14 protein-coding genes are annotated in these 14,215 nt (G+C 70.3%); 9 read left to right on the top strand and 5 right to left on the bottom strand.

Features of this window, described 5'->3' with window-relative positions:
• Positions 1-151: 151 nt before the first annotated feature.
• Positions 152-1,075, top strand: coding sequence for an MBL fold metallo-hydrolase (locus tag ACU436_RS38320; RefSeq protein WP_459032018.1), 924 nt, complete (start codon positions 152-154; stop codon positions 1,073-1,075).
• Positions 1,076-1,077: 2 nt separating this feature from the next.
• Here the strand turns inward: ACU436_RS38320 and ACU436_RS38315 are convergent, their stop codons facing one another.
• Genes ACU436_RS38315 through ACU436_RS38305 form a run of 3 tightly spaced genes read right to left on the bottom strand, consistent with a single transcriptional unit; the run spans position 1,078 to position 4,105 of the window.
• A complete protein-coding gene (locus tag ACU436_RS38315) occupies positions 1,078-2,013 on the bottom strand; it encodes a VOC family protein (protein WP_459032017.1) in 936 nt (311 codons plus the stop codon).
• On the bottom strand, positions 2,010-3,104 hold the full coding sequence (locus ACU436_RS38310) for an FAD-dependent monooxygenase (RefSeq protein WP_459032016.1): 1,095 nt from the start codon (positions 3,102-3,104) through the stop codon (positions 2,010-2,012). The genes ACU436_RS38315 and ACU436_RS38310 overlap by 4 nt, the downstream gene beginning before the upstream one ends.
• Positions 3,101-4,105, bottom strand: coding sequence for a fumarylacetoacetate hydrolase family protein (locus ACU436_RS38305; RefSeq protein WP_459032015.1), 1,005 nt, complete (start codon positions 4,103-4,105; stop codon positions 3,101-3,103). Before ACU436_RS38305 ends, ACU436_RS38310 begins: the two co-directional genes overlap by 4 nt.
• A 97-nt stretch (positions 4,106-4,202) precedes the next feature.
• Here ACU436_RS38305 and ACU436_RS38300 point away from each other — a divergent pair, with 97 nt between their 5' ends.
• The 3 genes from ACU436_RS38300 to ACU436_RS38290 all read left to right on the top strand — a co-directional run bounded on the left by ACU436_RS38300 (position 4,203) and on the right by ACU436_RS38290 (position 6,372).
• Complete coding sequence (locus ACU436_RS38300) at positions 4,203-5,117, top strand: LysR family transcriptional regulator (RefSeq protein ID WP_459032014.1); 915 nt, start codon at positions 4,203-4,205, stop codon at positions 5,115-5,117.
• Between the two features lie 106 nt (positions 5,118-5,223).
• Positions 5,224-6,156 (top strand): cytochrome P450, encoded by a 933-nt coding sequence (locus ACU436_RS38295; RefSeq protein ID WP_459032013.1) that lies wholly within the window; start codon positions 5,224-5,226, stop codon positions 6,154-6,156.
• A 3-nt stretch (positions 6,157-6,159) separates the two neighbouring features.
• Complete coding sequence (locus ACU436_RS38290) at positions 6,160-6,372, top strand: ferredoxin (RefSeq protein WP_459032012.1); 213 nt, start codon at positions 6,160-6,162, stop codon at positions 6,370-6,372.
• A gap of 72 nt (positions 6,373-6,444) precedes the next feature.
• On the opposite strand, the gene ACU436_RS38285 is transcribed toward ACU436_RS38290, so the two are convergent.
• Both ACU436_RS38285 and ACU436_RS38280 read right to left on the bottom strand, forming a co-directional pair.
• Positions 6,445-7,593 (bottom strand): CaiB/BaiF CoA transferase family protein, encoded by a 1,149-nt coding sequence (locus ACU436_RS38285; protein WP_459032023.1) that lies wholly within the window; start codon positions 7,591-7,593, stop codon positions 6,445-6,447.
• Positions 7,593-8,915 carry a CaiB/BaiF CoA transferase family protein gene (locus ACU436_RS38280; RefSeq protein ID WP_459032011.1) on the bottom strand — a complete coding sequence of 441 codons (1,323 nt, stop codon included), beginning with the start codon at positions 8,913-8,915 and terminating at the stop codon, positions 7,593-7,595. The genes ACU436_RS38285 and ACU436_RS38280 overlap by 1 nt, the downstream gene beginning before the upstream one ends.
• A 219-nt stretch (positions 8,916-9,134) precedes the next feature.
• On the opposite strand from ACU436_RS38280, the gene ACU436_RS38275 reads away from it, so the two are divergent.
• Genes ACU436_RS38275 through ACU436_RS38255 form a run of 5 tightly spaced genes read left to right on the top strand, consistent with a single transcriptional unit; the run spans position 9,135 to position 14,208 of the window.
• A complete protein-coding gene (locus ACU436_RS38275) occupies positions 9,135-10,235 on the top strand; it encodes a 2-hydroxyacyl-CoA dehydratase (RefSeq protein WP_459032010.1) in 1,101 nt (366 codons plus the stop codon).
• Positions 10,232-11,518 (top strand): 2-hydroxyacyl-CoA dehydratase family protein, encoded by a 1,287-nt coding sequence (locus tag ACU436_RS38270; protein ID WP_459032009.1) that lies wholly within the window; start codon positions 10,232-10,234, stop codon positions 11,516-11,518. The genes ACU436_RS38275 and ACU436_RS38270 overlap by 4 nt, the downstream gene beginning before the upstream one ends.
• The gene (locus tag ACU436_RS38265; RefSeq protein ID WP_459032008.1) at positions 11,518-12,447 is read left to right on the top strand and encodes an amino acid ABC transporter permease; all 930 of its coding nucleotides are present in this window, start codon (positions 11,518-11,520) and stop codon (positions 12,445-12,447) included. The genes ACU436_RS38270 and ACU436_RS38265 overlap by 1 nt, the downstream gene beginning before the upstream one ends.
• Positions 12,444-13,328, top strand: coding sequence for an amino acid ABC transporter ATP-binding protein (locus ACU436_RS38260; protein WP_459032007.1), 885 nt, complete (start codon positions 12,444-12,446; stop codon positions 13,326-13,328). Before ACU436_RS38265 ends, ACU436_RS38260 begins: the two co-directional genes overlap by 4 nt.
• A gap of 40 nt (positions 13,329-13,368) precedes the next feature.
• A complete protein-coding gene (locus ACU436_RS38255) occupies positions 13,369-14,208 on the top strand; it encodes a transporter substrate-binding domain-containing protein (RefSeq protein ID WP_459032006.1) in 840 nt (279 codons plus the stop codon).
• The last annotated feature ends 7 nt before the right edge of the window (positions 14,209-14,215 follow it).

Genomic DNA, 14,215 nt, shown 5'->3' with positions numbered 1-14,215 from the left:
GCCGCGGCAGCCGGGCCGACCCACCGCCACTGCGGGTCGGGGACGTGGTCTCGATGACCGTGCAGGGCATCGGCACCATCCGCAACCGGGTCGTAGCCGGCACCGACCCCCTGCCCATCCCGGTAGCGCGGCGGGCGAGCGGGACCCGGGCGTGACCGCCGTGCTCGGTCCGCCGCGGGTGGAGGACCTCGGCGGGGGCCTCTACGCCTACGTCCAGCCCGACGGCAGCTGGATGATCAACAACACCGGGTTCCTGGTCGGCTCGAACGGGGTGGTCGCAGTCGACTCCACCGCCACCGAGCGGCGCACCCGGGCCTTCGTCGACAGCGTCGCCGCCCTCGGCCGCGGCCCGATCCACACCCTGGTCAACACGCACAGCCACCCCGACCACGTCGCCGGCAACGGCTGGTTTCCCGGGGCCACGATCGTCGCCCACGAGGGCACCCGCGCCGAGCTGGTCGCCGGTCCTCGCCCGCGGCTGGAGGGGATCTTCGAGCCGATGGACGGCGGCGACCTGCCGCCGGCGCCGCCGTTCCTGACCTACACCGAGGGCGTCACGCTCTGGGTGGACGACCTGCGCTGCGAGGTCCGCCACGTCGGGACCCCCGCGCACACCACCAACGACTCGATCCTCTGGGTGCCGGAGCGGTCCGTCCTCTACGCCGGCGACCTGCTGTTCCAGGGCGGCACCCCGTTCCTGCTGAGCGGCTCGGTCGCCGGCGCCATCGCGGTGCTGGAGACGGTGATCGCCCCGCTCGGCGCCCGGACGATCGTGCCGGGGCACGGCCCGGTCTGCGGCCCGGAGCTGATCGGGCCCACCGTGCAGTACCTGCGGTTCGTGCAGGACGTCGCCCGCCGCGGCGTCGAGGCCGGGATCGGCCCGCTGGACGCGGCCCGGCAGACCGACCTCGGCGAGTACGCGGCCTGGAGCGAGACCGAGCGCATCGTCGGCAACCTGCACCGCGCCTACGCCGAGGTCCGCGGCGAGGATCCGGGTGGCCCCGTTGACGTGCCCGCCGCGTTCCGCGACATGGTCGCTTACAACGGCGGCCGCCCGCTGACCTGCCGGGCCTGAACTCAGACCGGGGGCGCGACGAACGCCGGGTCGGCGGTGTCGGCCGGGGACTTGGCCATCATGTCCTGCACCGAGTTGGCGGTCCCCCACTGGTCCTGCACCGCCGGGTCGGTGAGGTCGTGCACGGCGGGGTGCCAGGTGTCCTCGTCGAGCAGCTCCATCTCCGTCGTGTACTCCATGACGTTGGCGCTGGGGTCGACGAAGTAGCTGAAGGTGTTGTCCCCCGCGAGGTGCCGGCCGGGGCCCCACATCAGCTGCGCGCCGGCCCGCAGCAGGCGGCCGGTGCCGCGCATGAACTCGTCGAGGCCGCGCATCTCGAACGAGACGTGGTGCAGCGAGGCGTGCTCGCCGCGGGAGACGGCGAAGCTGTGGTGCTGCGGGTTGCACCGCATGAAGTGCATCAGGGCACCGGCGTGCGGGACGGCCAGGGTGTCGGAGAGCCGGAAGTCCAGGTGCCGCTCGTACCACGAGACCAGCGCGTCCGGGTCCGGGGAGTTGATCACGCAGTGGGACAGCCGGACGGGGACCGACTCGCCCTGCTCGACCTTGCGGTGCTCGCGCGCCGCGACGTCCGCGGACACCTCGATCACCCGCCCGTCCGGGTCGAAGAACCGGAACCCGTAGCCGCCGCCGGGCAGGTCGATCTCGCCGGGCTCGCTCACCAGCCGGACGCCGGACCGGCCCAGCCGCTCGGCCAGCGCGTCGACGTCCACGGCCGACGCCGCTCCGAAGGAGACCAGGTCGACCCGCTTCTCGGTGGCCTCCCGCAGCCGCACGACGTACTGCTCGGGGGAGCCCACCGCTGCGAGGAAGGCCAGCCCGGTGTCCGACGCGACCGGCTCCAGGCCCCAGAGGTCCTGGTAGAAGGCCAGTTGCCGGGCGAAGTCGGGCACCGCCAGGTCGACGTGGCGCAGGTGGGTGATGAGCTTCTCGGTCATACCGGCGCTCCTTCCGCGAGCTTCTGCATGGTCTGCCCCAGCAGGGCGAAGGTGTCGATGCCCGCCGCCGGGTCGAGCAGGGAGCGACAGATCTGCACCGAGGTCTCCACGACCATCCGCACCCGCTCGTAGCGCCGGCGCATGAACTCCTCGAGCACGCCCTCGTCGAGCGGGTCGGCCTCGGCGACCAGCCGGGCCAGCACCGCGGCGTCCTCCAGGCCCATCGCCGCGCCCTGGGCCAGGGTGGGCGGGCAGGCGTGCGCGGCGTCGCCGATGACGACGGCCCGCCCGCGGAACCACGGGTCGTCCACCAGCAGGTACTCGAAGTACCGGTAGTCGATCCGGGCCGGGTCGGTCATGTCGGCCCGGATGCCGGTCCACTCGGGGCCGTCGAGGGTCGCCGAGAGCCGGTGCATCTCGGCGGCCAGGTCGAGCCCGGCCAGCTCGCCGCGCTCGCGGGCCCGTTCCACTACGTAGGCGTACAGGTGGGAAGGACTGGTCAGGGTGTAGCCGGCGATGTAGACGGGGCCGCCGTGGTGGGCCAGCCCGCTCTGCCGGACCGCCTCGGGGCGGCGGGCGTACACGCGCCAGATCGCCAGCCCGGTCGCCTGCGGCTCGACCTCGATGCCGAGCATCCGGCGCACGGCGGACCGGATGCCGTCGGCGCCCACCACCAGGTCGTAGCGGCGCGAGCTGCCGTCGGGGAACGACGCCTCGACCCCGTCGCCGACCTGCTCGAGCGCCGAGACGGTGGTGCCCAACCGGACGTGGGCGCCCGACGCGCGCACCGCGTCGCACAGGATCGACTGCAGCACCGGCCGGTACATCCCGCCGCCCGACGGCACCCCGGGGCCGCCGAGGGACGGGAACGGGCGCACCGCCTCGGAGGTCTCCAGGTTGGCCGAGACCTCGTCCCAGACCCCGAGGTCGTGCAGCACCTGCAGCGCGTTGCCCTGCAGGGTGATGCCCGAGCCCAGCGCGCTCCAGTCCGGGTCCAGCTCGACCAGGTCGACCGCCACGCCTGCGCGGCGCAGCAGGATCGTCAGCGCGTTGCCGACCGTCCCGCCACCGACGACGAGCACCGTCTTCACGAGGGTTCCCCCGTCCAGCCCGCCGGTTCCGCGACGCAGCGCACGACCTGCCGGCCGAGCCCCGTGATCGACCCCGCCAGCACGTCGCCGGGGCGCAGCATGCGACCGCGGCTCTTGCCGTTGCCGGCCGGGCTCCCGGTGAGCACCAGGTCGCCGGGCAGCAGGCGCAGGGTGTGCGACGCCGCCGCGACCAGCCCGGCCACGTCGACGAGCATGTCCGCGGTCGACTCGTCCTGCATCGCGGTGCCGTTGAGCGTGAGCAGCACGCGCAGGCCCATCGGGTCACCCACCGCGGCGGCCGGCACCAGGAACGGGCCGGTCGGCAGGAAGCCCGGCGCGTTCTTCGACCGGAACCAGTCCATGCCGGGCACGCCCGCACGCATCACCAGGTCGCGCGTGGTCACGTCGTTGACGATCGTGTACGCCGCGACGTGTGCGAGCGCCTCGGCGCGGTCGACGCGGAACGCGGGCCGGCCGATCACCGCGGCGAGCTCCAGCTCCCAGTCGTGCTCGGCGCTGTAGCCGGGCAGCACCAGGTCGTCGAACGGGCCGGCGACCGCGGTCGGGCTGCCCAGGAACAGCACCGGCTCGCCGGGCGGCCGGGCGTCCAGCGCGGCCGCGGCCTCGGCGCGGATCTCCGCCGGGTCGCGCGGATCGTCGGCGGCGGCGTGCGCCACGACCAGGTCGAGCACGTGCGTGCGGTAGTTCATCCCGGCCTGCACCACCTGGCGCGGCTGCACCGGGGCGTGCAGCCGCAGCCCGGCCAGCTCCACCCACTCCCCGGCGGGACCGGCAGCGCGCGCGGACAGCACCGGGAGTGCGGCGTCCCAGCCGGCGAGCAGGTCGCGGGTGCTCGCCACCGCGGAGCTCCCGGCGCCGAGGTCGAGCACCCGCCCGTCCACGACGAGCCCGGCGAAGCGGCCCGGCGCACCCGGCCGGGAGAAGGTGCCCAGCGCGAACCCGCCCGCGAGGTCGGCACCACGTGGTTCGTCAGGGCTCATCCGGCCTCCTCATCGACGCCCCACCGTGGCAAGCTGACGGCGATCGGAGAAATCAATAGTCCCGATGGCTTCATCGCCGCAGCTGATGGGGGGACGAATGCGGCTGGCCAGTCTCGACCTCAACCTCCTGGTCGCGCTCAACGCCCTGCTCGAGGAGCGCAACGTCACCCGCGCGGGCAGGCGGCTCGGCCTGAGCCAGCCGTCGACCAGCGCGCTGCTCGCCCGGCTCCGTCGGCACTTCGGCGACGACCTGCTGACCAGGGTGGGCAACAGCTACGAGCTGACCCCGCTGGCGATCAGCCTGCGGGAGCGGTCGGCGGCCGCGATCGACGTCGTCGAGCGCACCTTCGCCACCCAGTCGTCGTTCGACCCGGCGACCACCGACCAGCGGTTCAGCCTGATCGTCTCGGACTACGCGATCATGGTCTTCGGCGATCCGCTGCTGCGGCTGCTCCGCGCGGCGGCCCCCCGCGCCCGGCTGCACCTGCGGGAGCTGATCACCGCCAGCAACGCACCCGACTTCGACGCCGTGCTGCGCACCGTCGACGGTGTCGTGCTCCCGCACGGCCACGCCTCCGGCTACCCGAGAGTCAGCCTCTACCGCGACGAGTGGGTGGTGATCGCCGCCGAGGACAACGCGGCGATCTCCGACCGGCCCACACCCCAGGAGCTGACCGACGCCCCCTGGCTCGTCACCCACCACCGCCCCGCGGCGGTCAGCGCGCCGTTCCACCGGCTCGCCGCGTTCGGCGTCGAGCCCCGGGTCGAGGGTGAGGTCGACAACTTCCAGTCCCTGCCCATGCTGGTCTCGGGCAGCGACCGGGTGGCCGCCGTGCCCAGGCGGCTCGCCGAGCGGCTCGCCGACGCCACCGCGATCCGCGCGCTCCCGCTGCCCATCGACGCCGGGCCCATCGTCGAGTCCCTGTGCTGGCACCCGACGCACACCCGCGACCCGGCCCATGTCTGGCTGCGCCAACAGGTCGCCGACGCGTGCGCCCCACTCGGCACCTGACCGACATCCGCGCGGCCAATGGGGCCATCGCAACCGTCGATTTCCGCCGCCCGCGGATCATCAGCAGAGTTGGGACGGCCGACCGTGGGACTCGCCGAGGAGCGCCATGACCACCGCACCTGCCCGGACGTCGGACGCCGACGTCTTCGCCGACGACGTCCTGGCCGATCCCTGGCCGACGTGGCAGGCGCTGCGGGCCGCCGGTCCGGTGGTCCACCTGGACCGGTACGACACCTGGGTGTTGCCCCGCCACGCCGAGGTGCGCGCCGCCCTCGGCGACCACGAGCGGTTCAGCTCGGCGCGGGGCGTCGGGTACGAACCGCAGGTCAACGCTCAGCTGCGAGGCACGGTGCTGGCCAGCGACCCGCCCGAGCACGACCGGCTGCGCGCGGTGCTGGCCGACCGGCTCGCCCCCCGGGCGCTCGCCAGCCTGCGCACCACGATCGCCGAGCAGGCCGACGCCCTGGTGGCCGCGGTGGCGCGGTCGGGCCCGGTGGACGTGGTCGCCGAGCTGGCCGCCGTCTTCCCGGTCACCGTCGTGGCCGACCTGCTCGGGCTGCCCGAGGACTCCCGCGACCAGCTGCCGGTCGTCGCCGACGCCGCGTTCAACAACTTCGGCCCGTTCAACCGGCGCGTCGAGGAGACCGCCCCGGCCGCCCAGGCGATGGGCCGCTACCTGAGCACGGAGATGGCCCGCGAGCGCCTGCGCCCCGACGGGTGGGCCGCCGCGGTATACGACGCCGCCGACCGCGGCGAGATCGGCCACGACTCGGTCCAGCCGCTGCTGTCGGCCTACCTGGTGGCCAGCATGGACACCACCATCAACGCGATCGCCAGCACCGTGTGGCTGTGGAGCCGCGCACCGGAGGTCTACGCCCGGCTGCGGGCCGAGCCGGACCTGGTGCGCGCGGCGTTCGAGGAGTCCCTGCGGCTGGAGTCGCCCGTGCAGTGCTTCTTCCGCCACACCACGACCGACGTCGACATCGACGGGACCGTGATCCCGCAGGGTGCCAGGGTGATGCTGGCGTTCGGGGGCTGAGCGGTGCGCGTAGACGTCGACCGGGACCGCTGCGAGGGGCACGGGCTCTGCGAGCAGGTCGCGCCAGGGGTGTTAGAGCTCGACGACGACGCGATGGCGCGACCGCTCCACGACCCCGTGCCCCCGAGCTGGCCGGCGCAGCCGAACGGGCGGTCGCCATGTGCCCCGTCGCCGCGCTCCGGTTGCGCATCTGATCCGGGATGCGCGCCTGGGTGATCAACTGTTGCGGGGCGGCCACCGGTGGGCCGCACCGAGTGGTCGCGGGGCCGAGCTGCCGCACGAACCACGTCAGCGAGTCGGTCGGACCACGACCCCGTCGGCGACGAGCTCCTCGACCTCGTCGTGATCGAAGCCGAGCTCGGCCAGGACGGCTTCGGTGTCGGCACCGAGTGCGGGGACGGCTCCCGGATCCGCACCGCCACGTTCCGCGCCGAGGCCGGGGCGGAAGATCTCGGTGGTGCTTCCCCGCCCGCTCGGCACCGAGGCAGTCCAGCCGCGATCGCGCGCGAGCTCAGGAACGAAGTCCGTGAAACCGTTCACCAACTCGGCGGGCACACCTCGTGCCCCCAGCTGGTCGAGCAGCGTCCGGGCAGGTGACCGCCGCGTCCGTGCCGACAGGAGGGCGTAGAGCTCGGAGGCGCTGTCCTGGCGCCTCGACGGGCTGGCGAACCGTTCGTCGACGACGAGCTCGGGCACGCGCAGGACCTCGCACAACCGAGCGAACCACTTGTCGTGGAGCGCGGCGATGAAGATCCACGAGCCGTCGGCCGTCGGGAAGCGGGCCATGGTCGGGCGCCGCGGCGAGACCGCCTCCGACGCCCCCTGGAGGGACTCGAAGGTACGTGCGGCCTGCAAGATCATGCTTCCCTCGGCCATCGAGATGTCCAACCGCTGCCCCGAGCCGGTACGGCGACGTTCCAGCACGGCCGCCACGATCGACGAATAGGCGAGGAACCCGCTGAACGGATCCAGCAAGGAGATCCCGTTGAACATCGGGTCGGAGTCATCGTCGAGATAGAGTGACGTCACGCCCGTCGCTGCCTGGACGGTCCACTCGATGGCCGGGCGGGCCGCCAAGGGGCCGACCTGGCCGAAGCCGCTGATCGAGCAGTGGATGAGGTTGTCCGCAACGGCGTCGAGCGTGTCCGCGTCGACTTTCAGCGCTTTCGCGACGCCGGGGCGCAGGTTCTCGACGACGATGTCCGCAGTGGCCGCGATGCGGTGGACCACCCGCTGCCCCTGCGCGGACTTGAGATCGACGACCACGGATCGCTTGCCGGCGTTGAGCTGGTCGAACACCAACCGAGTGCGATGCTCGTCCCCGGACGACGATTCGATCTTGACGACCTTCGCACCCTGGAGGGACAGCAGGAACGTGCAGAACGGCCCCGCGTACGCGTGGGTGAAGTCGAGCACGGTGAGGCCTTCGAGCGGCATCACCGCGTGACCTGCCGGTCTCGCACGTTCCCGAGCACACCCTCCAGACAGAGCTCCTCGTACCGTTCCCGGCTGTACCCCAACAGACCGATCAGGACGTCTTCGCTGTTCGCCGCGAGCAGCGGAGCGGGACGGTCGAGCGACACCCGGGACTCGGAGAAGACGATGGGGACGCCCGGGCCCATGATCGGCTGGTCGGGCTGGAATCCGGCCGGGTGCGGCAGCGACTCGGTCTCGCCCCGAGCCACGACTTCCGGATCGTTCGCCGCCTCCACCGGATCCCGGACTATCGCGACAGGAACGCTCGCCCTGGCGAGCATGGAGTACACCTCTTGTGAGCTGTGGCGAGCAGTCCACTCCGTGACGATGGCGTCGGTCTGCTGCCAGCGCGCGGCTCGGGCGTCGCGGGTTCGATACTCCAGGTCGGCGGCGAGTTCCGGTCGTCCGATGACGGTCGCGAGCTGAGCGAACAGCCGGTCGTTCCCCGCAGAGATGGCCACGTACGCGTCCTTCGTCCTGAACAACCCGAAGGGAGAGAGTCGAGGCACCGTTTCACCCGTACGCGTCGGAAGCCCGAGCTGCCGCAGCACGGAGAAGGGCTCGGACGAGACCAAGGAGGTCAGCGCACCGAGCATGGAGACGTCGACGTGCTGACCCGACCCCGTGGATCGGGCGTCCCAGAGGGCCGCGAGGACGCCGATCGTCCCGAAGAGCGGGGCAGCGAGGTCCGCGATCGGCATGCCGACCTTCACGGGCGGATCGCCCTCGTTCCCGGACACCATCATGATGCCGCTGAGGGCTTGGACGATGCTGTCGAAGGCCTTCGTCCGCCCCGGCCCGCCCGCCGAGCCGAAGCCGGTTATCGAGCAGTACACCAGGCGGGGGTTGATCCGGCGCACCTCGGAATAGGAGATGCCCAGACGTTCCGTCGTGCCCGCACTGAAGTTCTCGACGAGGACGTCGGAGCTGCGCAACAGGTCGTCGAAGACCGGCCGGGCGGCCGGGTGCTTCAAGTCGATCGTGATGCTTTCCTTGTTGCGCGTGCGATTCAGGAAACCGATGGAGGTGTCCCCGGCGTGCGTGCGCTCCATCTTGATGCCGTCGTGCCCGAGGTAGGGCGGCTGATTGCGATTGCCGTCGCCTGCCGGCGGTTCCAGCTTGATGACGCGCGCGCCGAGACCCGCCAGTAGCAACGTGCAGTACGGCCCGGCGAGGGCCGAGGTCAGGTCGAGAACGACGACACCCTCGAGCGGTCGCCGGGTTGCGCCTTCGAGCTCCATGGCCTGCCTCTCTGCGGAACTGCTCTCGATCACAACGGTCACGCGGACGCCAATCTGCGCTCATCCTGTGACGACCGACAGCGAACCGCAACCCCATGAGCATCGGCCGGAGCGGCCATCTCGGACGCAAACCCGTGAAGAGCTGCAGATACAGGCGAGACGGACGACGATCTGGTCACGACGTACTATACAAGCGTTGACAGTCGCTCGCACAACGCTGAGACTGGTCCCCGCGAAGCCCCCGAAGGAGAACGGCACCAGATGGCAACTCCACGGCCCCCGCGGGACGACCCGCGGCCGCTCATCGTCTGTGCGGGGTACACGGTTCCGCACGAGCTGGTCAGAGCGGCCGGTGGCCGGGTCGGACTCGTGGAGAGCGCGCCCGGTGAGCCGACCGAACTGGGTGACCTCTACATGGAGGCCGGGCTCGATCCAGACGTCCGGTCGGTGTTCGACCAGCTGGCACGCGGCAACTGGAACCACGCCCGCCTCGTCGTGATCGACCGCTGCTACCGCGACGTGTACTACTACCTCAAGGAGCTGGTGAGGCTCGGCCTAGCTCCCGACCTGCCGCCGATCCACATCTTCGACCTGCTCCTCTCGCGCGAGCTCCCGGTGCAGCAGTACAACCGTCGACAGGTGGAGCTGCTGGCGGACGCCGTCGAGCACGCCACCCGCACTGCGATCTCATCCGAGGACCTCCGACGCACGTTCGTCGAGTCCAACGCGGTGCGCGAGCAGTACCGTCGGCTGGACCGGCACCGCAGGCGAGGAGCCGTCCTCGGCACGGACGCCCTCCCGGTCATTGCGGCCGGTCGCACCGGGGACCCATGCGCCAACCTGCGAGGACTCGAGGCGTTCAACGAGTCGCTCGAAACCGCCGACTCGATCGCCCGCCCGAGGCTGGTTCTCCTCTCCGGGGATGCTGGCGGCGTGCCGACGATCCACGCCGCCGCCGAGCGGGCCGGCGGGAACATCGTCGCCGAGGACTTCACCTGGGGTTCCCGAACCGCTGCTCCTGATCTCCCCGCGGGCAGCGATCCCGTCGGATCACTCGCGGCGGCGGCCCACCGCGATGCCGCGGGGCCCGAACTGGTGCCCTACGCCGCGCGCGTGGACTGGTGCCTGCACGCGGTGAACGAGCAGGTCGACGGCGTGATCCTGCACATCCCGACAGGTGATCGCACGTTGGGCTGGTACGTGCCGGAACTGAGAAAGCAGCTGGAGGCACGAGGAGTGCGAGTCGTCACGGTGATCGCCGATGTGCACACGCCCGACGGCGCATCGCATCTCGAACAGGCCGTCGGCGCTTGGCTCCGCGGTAGCGACGGTCTCGGCGGGCGCCTGGCGTCGGCGTCATGACCTCCGCGCAGGACACGAGCCGACCCTCGAGAACGACCGACAACAGCGTTCTCCGGGTCACCGCCACACTCCGAGCCCACCAGCGCGAATGGTGGAGCGACCTCCAGGAGCGCGTCCTGCACGGGCGCGACGGTTTCGTCCTCGCAGGCGCCAGCGTGCCCCACGAGATATTCGAAGCGATGGACATCCCGTACGTCACCGACGTGTGGTACTCGAGCATCGTCGCCGCCAAGCGACAGTCCAGGCATTACTCGGACGTTCTCGGACGACACGGCTACCACGACGGCTTGGATCGCTACAGCGGTCTCGCCCTCGGCGTCGTCCTCGACGAAGACGACCCGCCGAGGAAGCCGTGGGGCGGCCTGCCTCGACCCGCACTGGTGGTCACCATGGGCGGGGCCGGGAGCTCGGAGGCGATCGCCCGTCACCACGGCGTGCCACACATCAACCTCGAGAGACCGACAGTGGCGCGGCCCTCGGTGGCGTGGTGGGAACAATCCCACCACGCCTGGGAGGACCTCGAGGAGACCTACCGGATCGACGCACTCGCCGCCCAGTACGAAAGCCTCATCACCGCGTGCGAGCGGATCTTCGAGCGCACCCTCGACCGAGAAAGGCTGAGGTCGATCATCGATGTCGTCAACGCGCAGGAGCGCTGCTTCGAGGACGTCCGGGCCGTCCTGCAGACGGCGCCGAAGCTGCCCGTACGACTCGCCGAGGTCATGTCGCAGGTCATGGGGATCCAGTGGCACCGGGGAACCGAATGGGCGCTGCGGCAGGCGGAGGCGTTCCGGGACGAGGTGCAGGAACGGGCCCGTGAGCAGCAATGGGTATGTCCCAACGAGACCTACCGGCTCATGTACGTGGGCCGGGGCCTGTGGCAGCAATTGGAGTTCCTCAGCGAGTTCGAGAAGAGCCACGGCGTGGTGTTCGCACGATCCAACTACCTGTCGATCGCGTGCGACGCATACCCGCGGTACGGCGTGCGCGAACCTGTCCGGAACCTCGCGGCACGGTACGCGACGTTCAACGATTACCTCCACTATCCACCCTGGGCCGGGGCTTGGGCGGTGTGGGAGGCCCGCACCCACCGCCTCGACGGAGCAGTCCAACTCGACGACGGTGACCACGGCGTGAAGTTCATCCGCCGCGCTCTGGAGACGGAAGGGTTTCCCGTCCTCGACCTTCCGACGGATCCGGTCGACTCGCGGGCGTGGGACGGTGACCGGATGCGCGAGATGATGGTCGAGTTCATCGAAACCAGGCTCTCGAAGGAGAAGTGATGACTACGGTGCCGACGCAGTCACCGCCGCCGACCCTGGACCTGGCCGCCATCGACGCCCGCAAGGTCCGGAAGCGCGTCCCGATCGTCCGCATCGTCGTGGGTGCGATCCTGGCGCTGATCGCCGCCCAGTTGGGCGTCTTCCTGGCGCTGAGCCCACAATTGCAGTGGGACGTGTTCTTCAGGTACCTCTTCGACCCGGAGATCCTTTCGGGACTTGCTGTCACGCTCACCCTGGCGGTCGTCGCGCAGGTGTTCGGCACGATCCTGGGCACGGTGTTCGCAGCCTTCCGGCTGAGCGCGTTCCGGCCCCTGCAATGGTCCGGCTGGTCGTACGTGACGTTCTTCCGGACCCCGCCGGCGCTCGTCCAACTGATCTTCTGGTTCAACATCGCCTACCTCGTTCCCGTGCTCGAGTTCAGGCTGCCGTTCGGCCCGGTACTCGGCGCGTGGGAGACGAACCAGGTGGTCACACCGGTGGTCGCCGCGGTCCTCGGCCTCTCGCTCATCCAGGGCGCGTACATGACGGAAATCGTCCGTTCGGGGATCATGTCGGTGGGGATCGGCCAGCGCGAGGCGGCGAAAGCGGCCGGGTACGCTCCGTGGCAGGCGTTCTCGCGAATCATCTTCCCACAAGCGGTGCGGGTCATCGTCCCTCCGACCGGGAGCCAGTTCATCCATGTCGTCCACGGCACGGCACTCGTGAGTGTCATCGCCGTCGGCGACGTGCTGTTCTCGGTCCAGCGAATCTACAACCGCACGTTCGAAATCATCCCGCTGCTGCTCGTGGCCACGTTCTGGTATCTCGTGATCGTGCTCGCGCTCAACTACGTGCAGCAGTGGCTCGAGCTACGCTACGGCCGGGGGCATTCGCGGGACGCGGCCCCGGTAAAGCAAGGTGCAGCTCGCCGGCAGGAGGCAGCAGGATGAGCGCCTCGGCAGAAGTCGCGGGAACGACGCGTTCGGGCCGGCGCGGATCCGACGTGGTGCTGCGCATCGCCAACGTCTCCAAGTCCTTCGGTGACTTCGCTGCGTTGAGCGACGTGAGCCTGGACGTCCACGAGAACGAGGTGGTCGTCATCATCGGGCAGTCCGGTTCGGGCAAGTCCACCTTGGTCCGATGCATCGATCAGCTCGAGACCATCGACGACGGTGCGATCGTTCTCGACGGAGTGGCGCAGGGGGTCGCCGTTGAGCGCGGCGTACTGCGGAAGATGCGCGAGCGCCCGATCAGCGCACAGCGGCGTAAGATCGGAATGGTATTCCAGAACTTCAACCTCTTCGCACAGTTCACCGCGATGCAGAACATCACCGACCCGCTGGTTCGCGTCCACGGGATGAAGAAGAAGGAAGCGGTCGAACGCGCCAGGCACCTGCTGTCACGAGTCGGCCTGCCGCACCGGGAGAACGCTTACCCGATCACGCTGTCGGGCGGCGAGCAGCAGCGGGTCGCCATCGCGCGGGCGCTCGGTCCGAATCCGCGCGTGATGCTGTTCGACGAACCGACCAGCGCTCTCGATCCAGAACGGGTCGAGGAGGTGATGGTGGTCATCCGTGAGCTCGCCCAGCGTGGTCGCACGATGGTCGTGGTCACCCATGACCTCAACTTCGCGCGCGAGATCGGCGATTGGTGCGTGTTCATGGACGGTGGGTCGGTCGTCGAGCAGGGCCTGCCTGCTGACGTTCTCAGCGCACCGCGCTCGGACCGGCTGCGCGCCTTCATCGGCCGCACAGAGAGCGACGAGCACGTCGCCGCACAGGACGGTCCCGCCGCGCCGGACGAGGACCACGCGGGCAGCGGTGCCGCGTAGGCGACACCGGAGCCCGAGGCACCCACCAAGGAGAAGTTCGATGAACAGGAAGATGTCCGGGTGTGTGGGGGCCGTTCTGACGGCTCTCCTCCTGACGGCCTGCGGCGTTCCCGGAACCACCCCCGGTCCGCAGCAGTCGGGTGTGCTCGAGGTGGCCTACCAGCAACATCCGCCCTATTCTGTCGTCGACGGCTCCAGTCTCTCGGGGCCGAATTTCGACCTCGCGCGAGCGATCGCGGAACGACTCGGCCTGCAGCCCAACTTCACCGAAGTCGCACACGGACTCGCGCCGGTCCTCGCCGGAATCAAGTCGGACCGCTACGACATCTTCATGGGCCCCATCCAGACCACTCCGGATCGCGCCAAGGATTTCGACCTCGTGGGGTGGGCGACCTCACGTACGAACTACCTCGTGGACAAGGCCGTGATCGAGGGCGAAGACGCCACCTCGTTGTGCGGCGGGTCCATCGCGTTCGTCGATGCCTCCCAGGTCGGCACCCAAGTGGACGACCTGTCAACCTGGTGCGTGGGCAAAGGCGCGGGGGCGGTCACTCCGATGCCGCTTGCCGATACCAACGCGACATTGCTCGCGGTGAAGAGTGGGCGCGCGATCGCCGCTGGCACGACCGCGGGTGCGGCACAATACACGATCGACGCCGATAACGCCTTCACGCGCCTGCCGCAGCCCGAGGAGGCGTCCGGCACACGCAACAACCAAGGGCTGGTGCTACCCAAGGACGCCGAGCTGACACCTCGGGTCTTGGAGGTTCTCGAGGGGATGTTCGATGACGGTTCGTATCTCCAGATCATGGAACACTACCGACTGCAGGACCTGGCCCCCGAGCGACCGGTGCTGAATCCACCGCTCCTGGCAGACTGACCGTGCG

Source organism: Pseudonocardia wallangbongensis (assembly GCF_054486945.1).
This window is presented reverse-complemented; position numbering and strand designations above follow the sequence as displayed.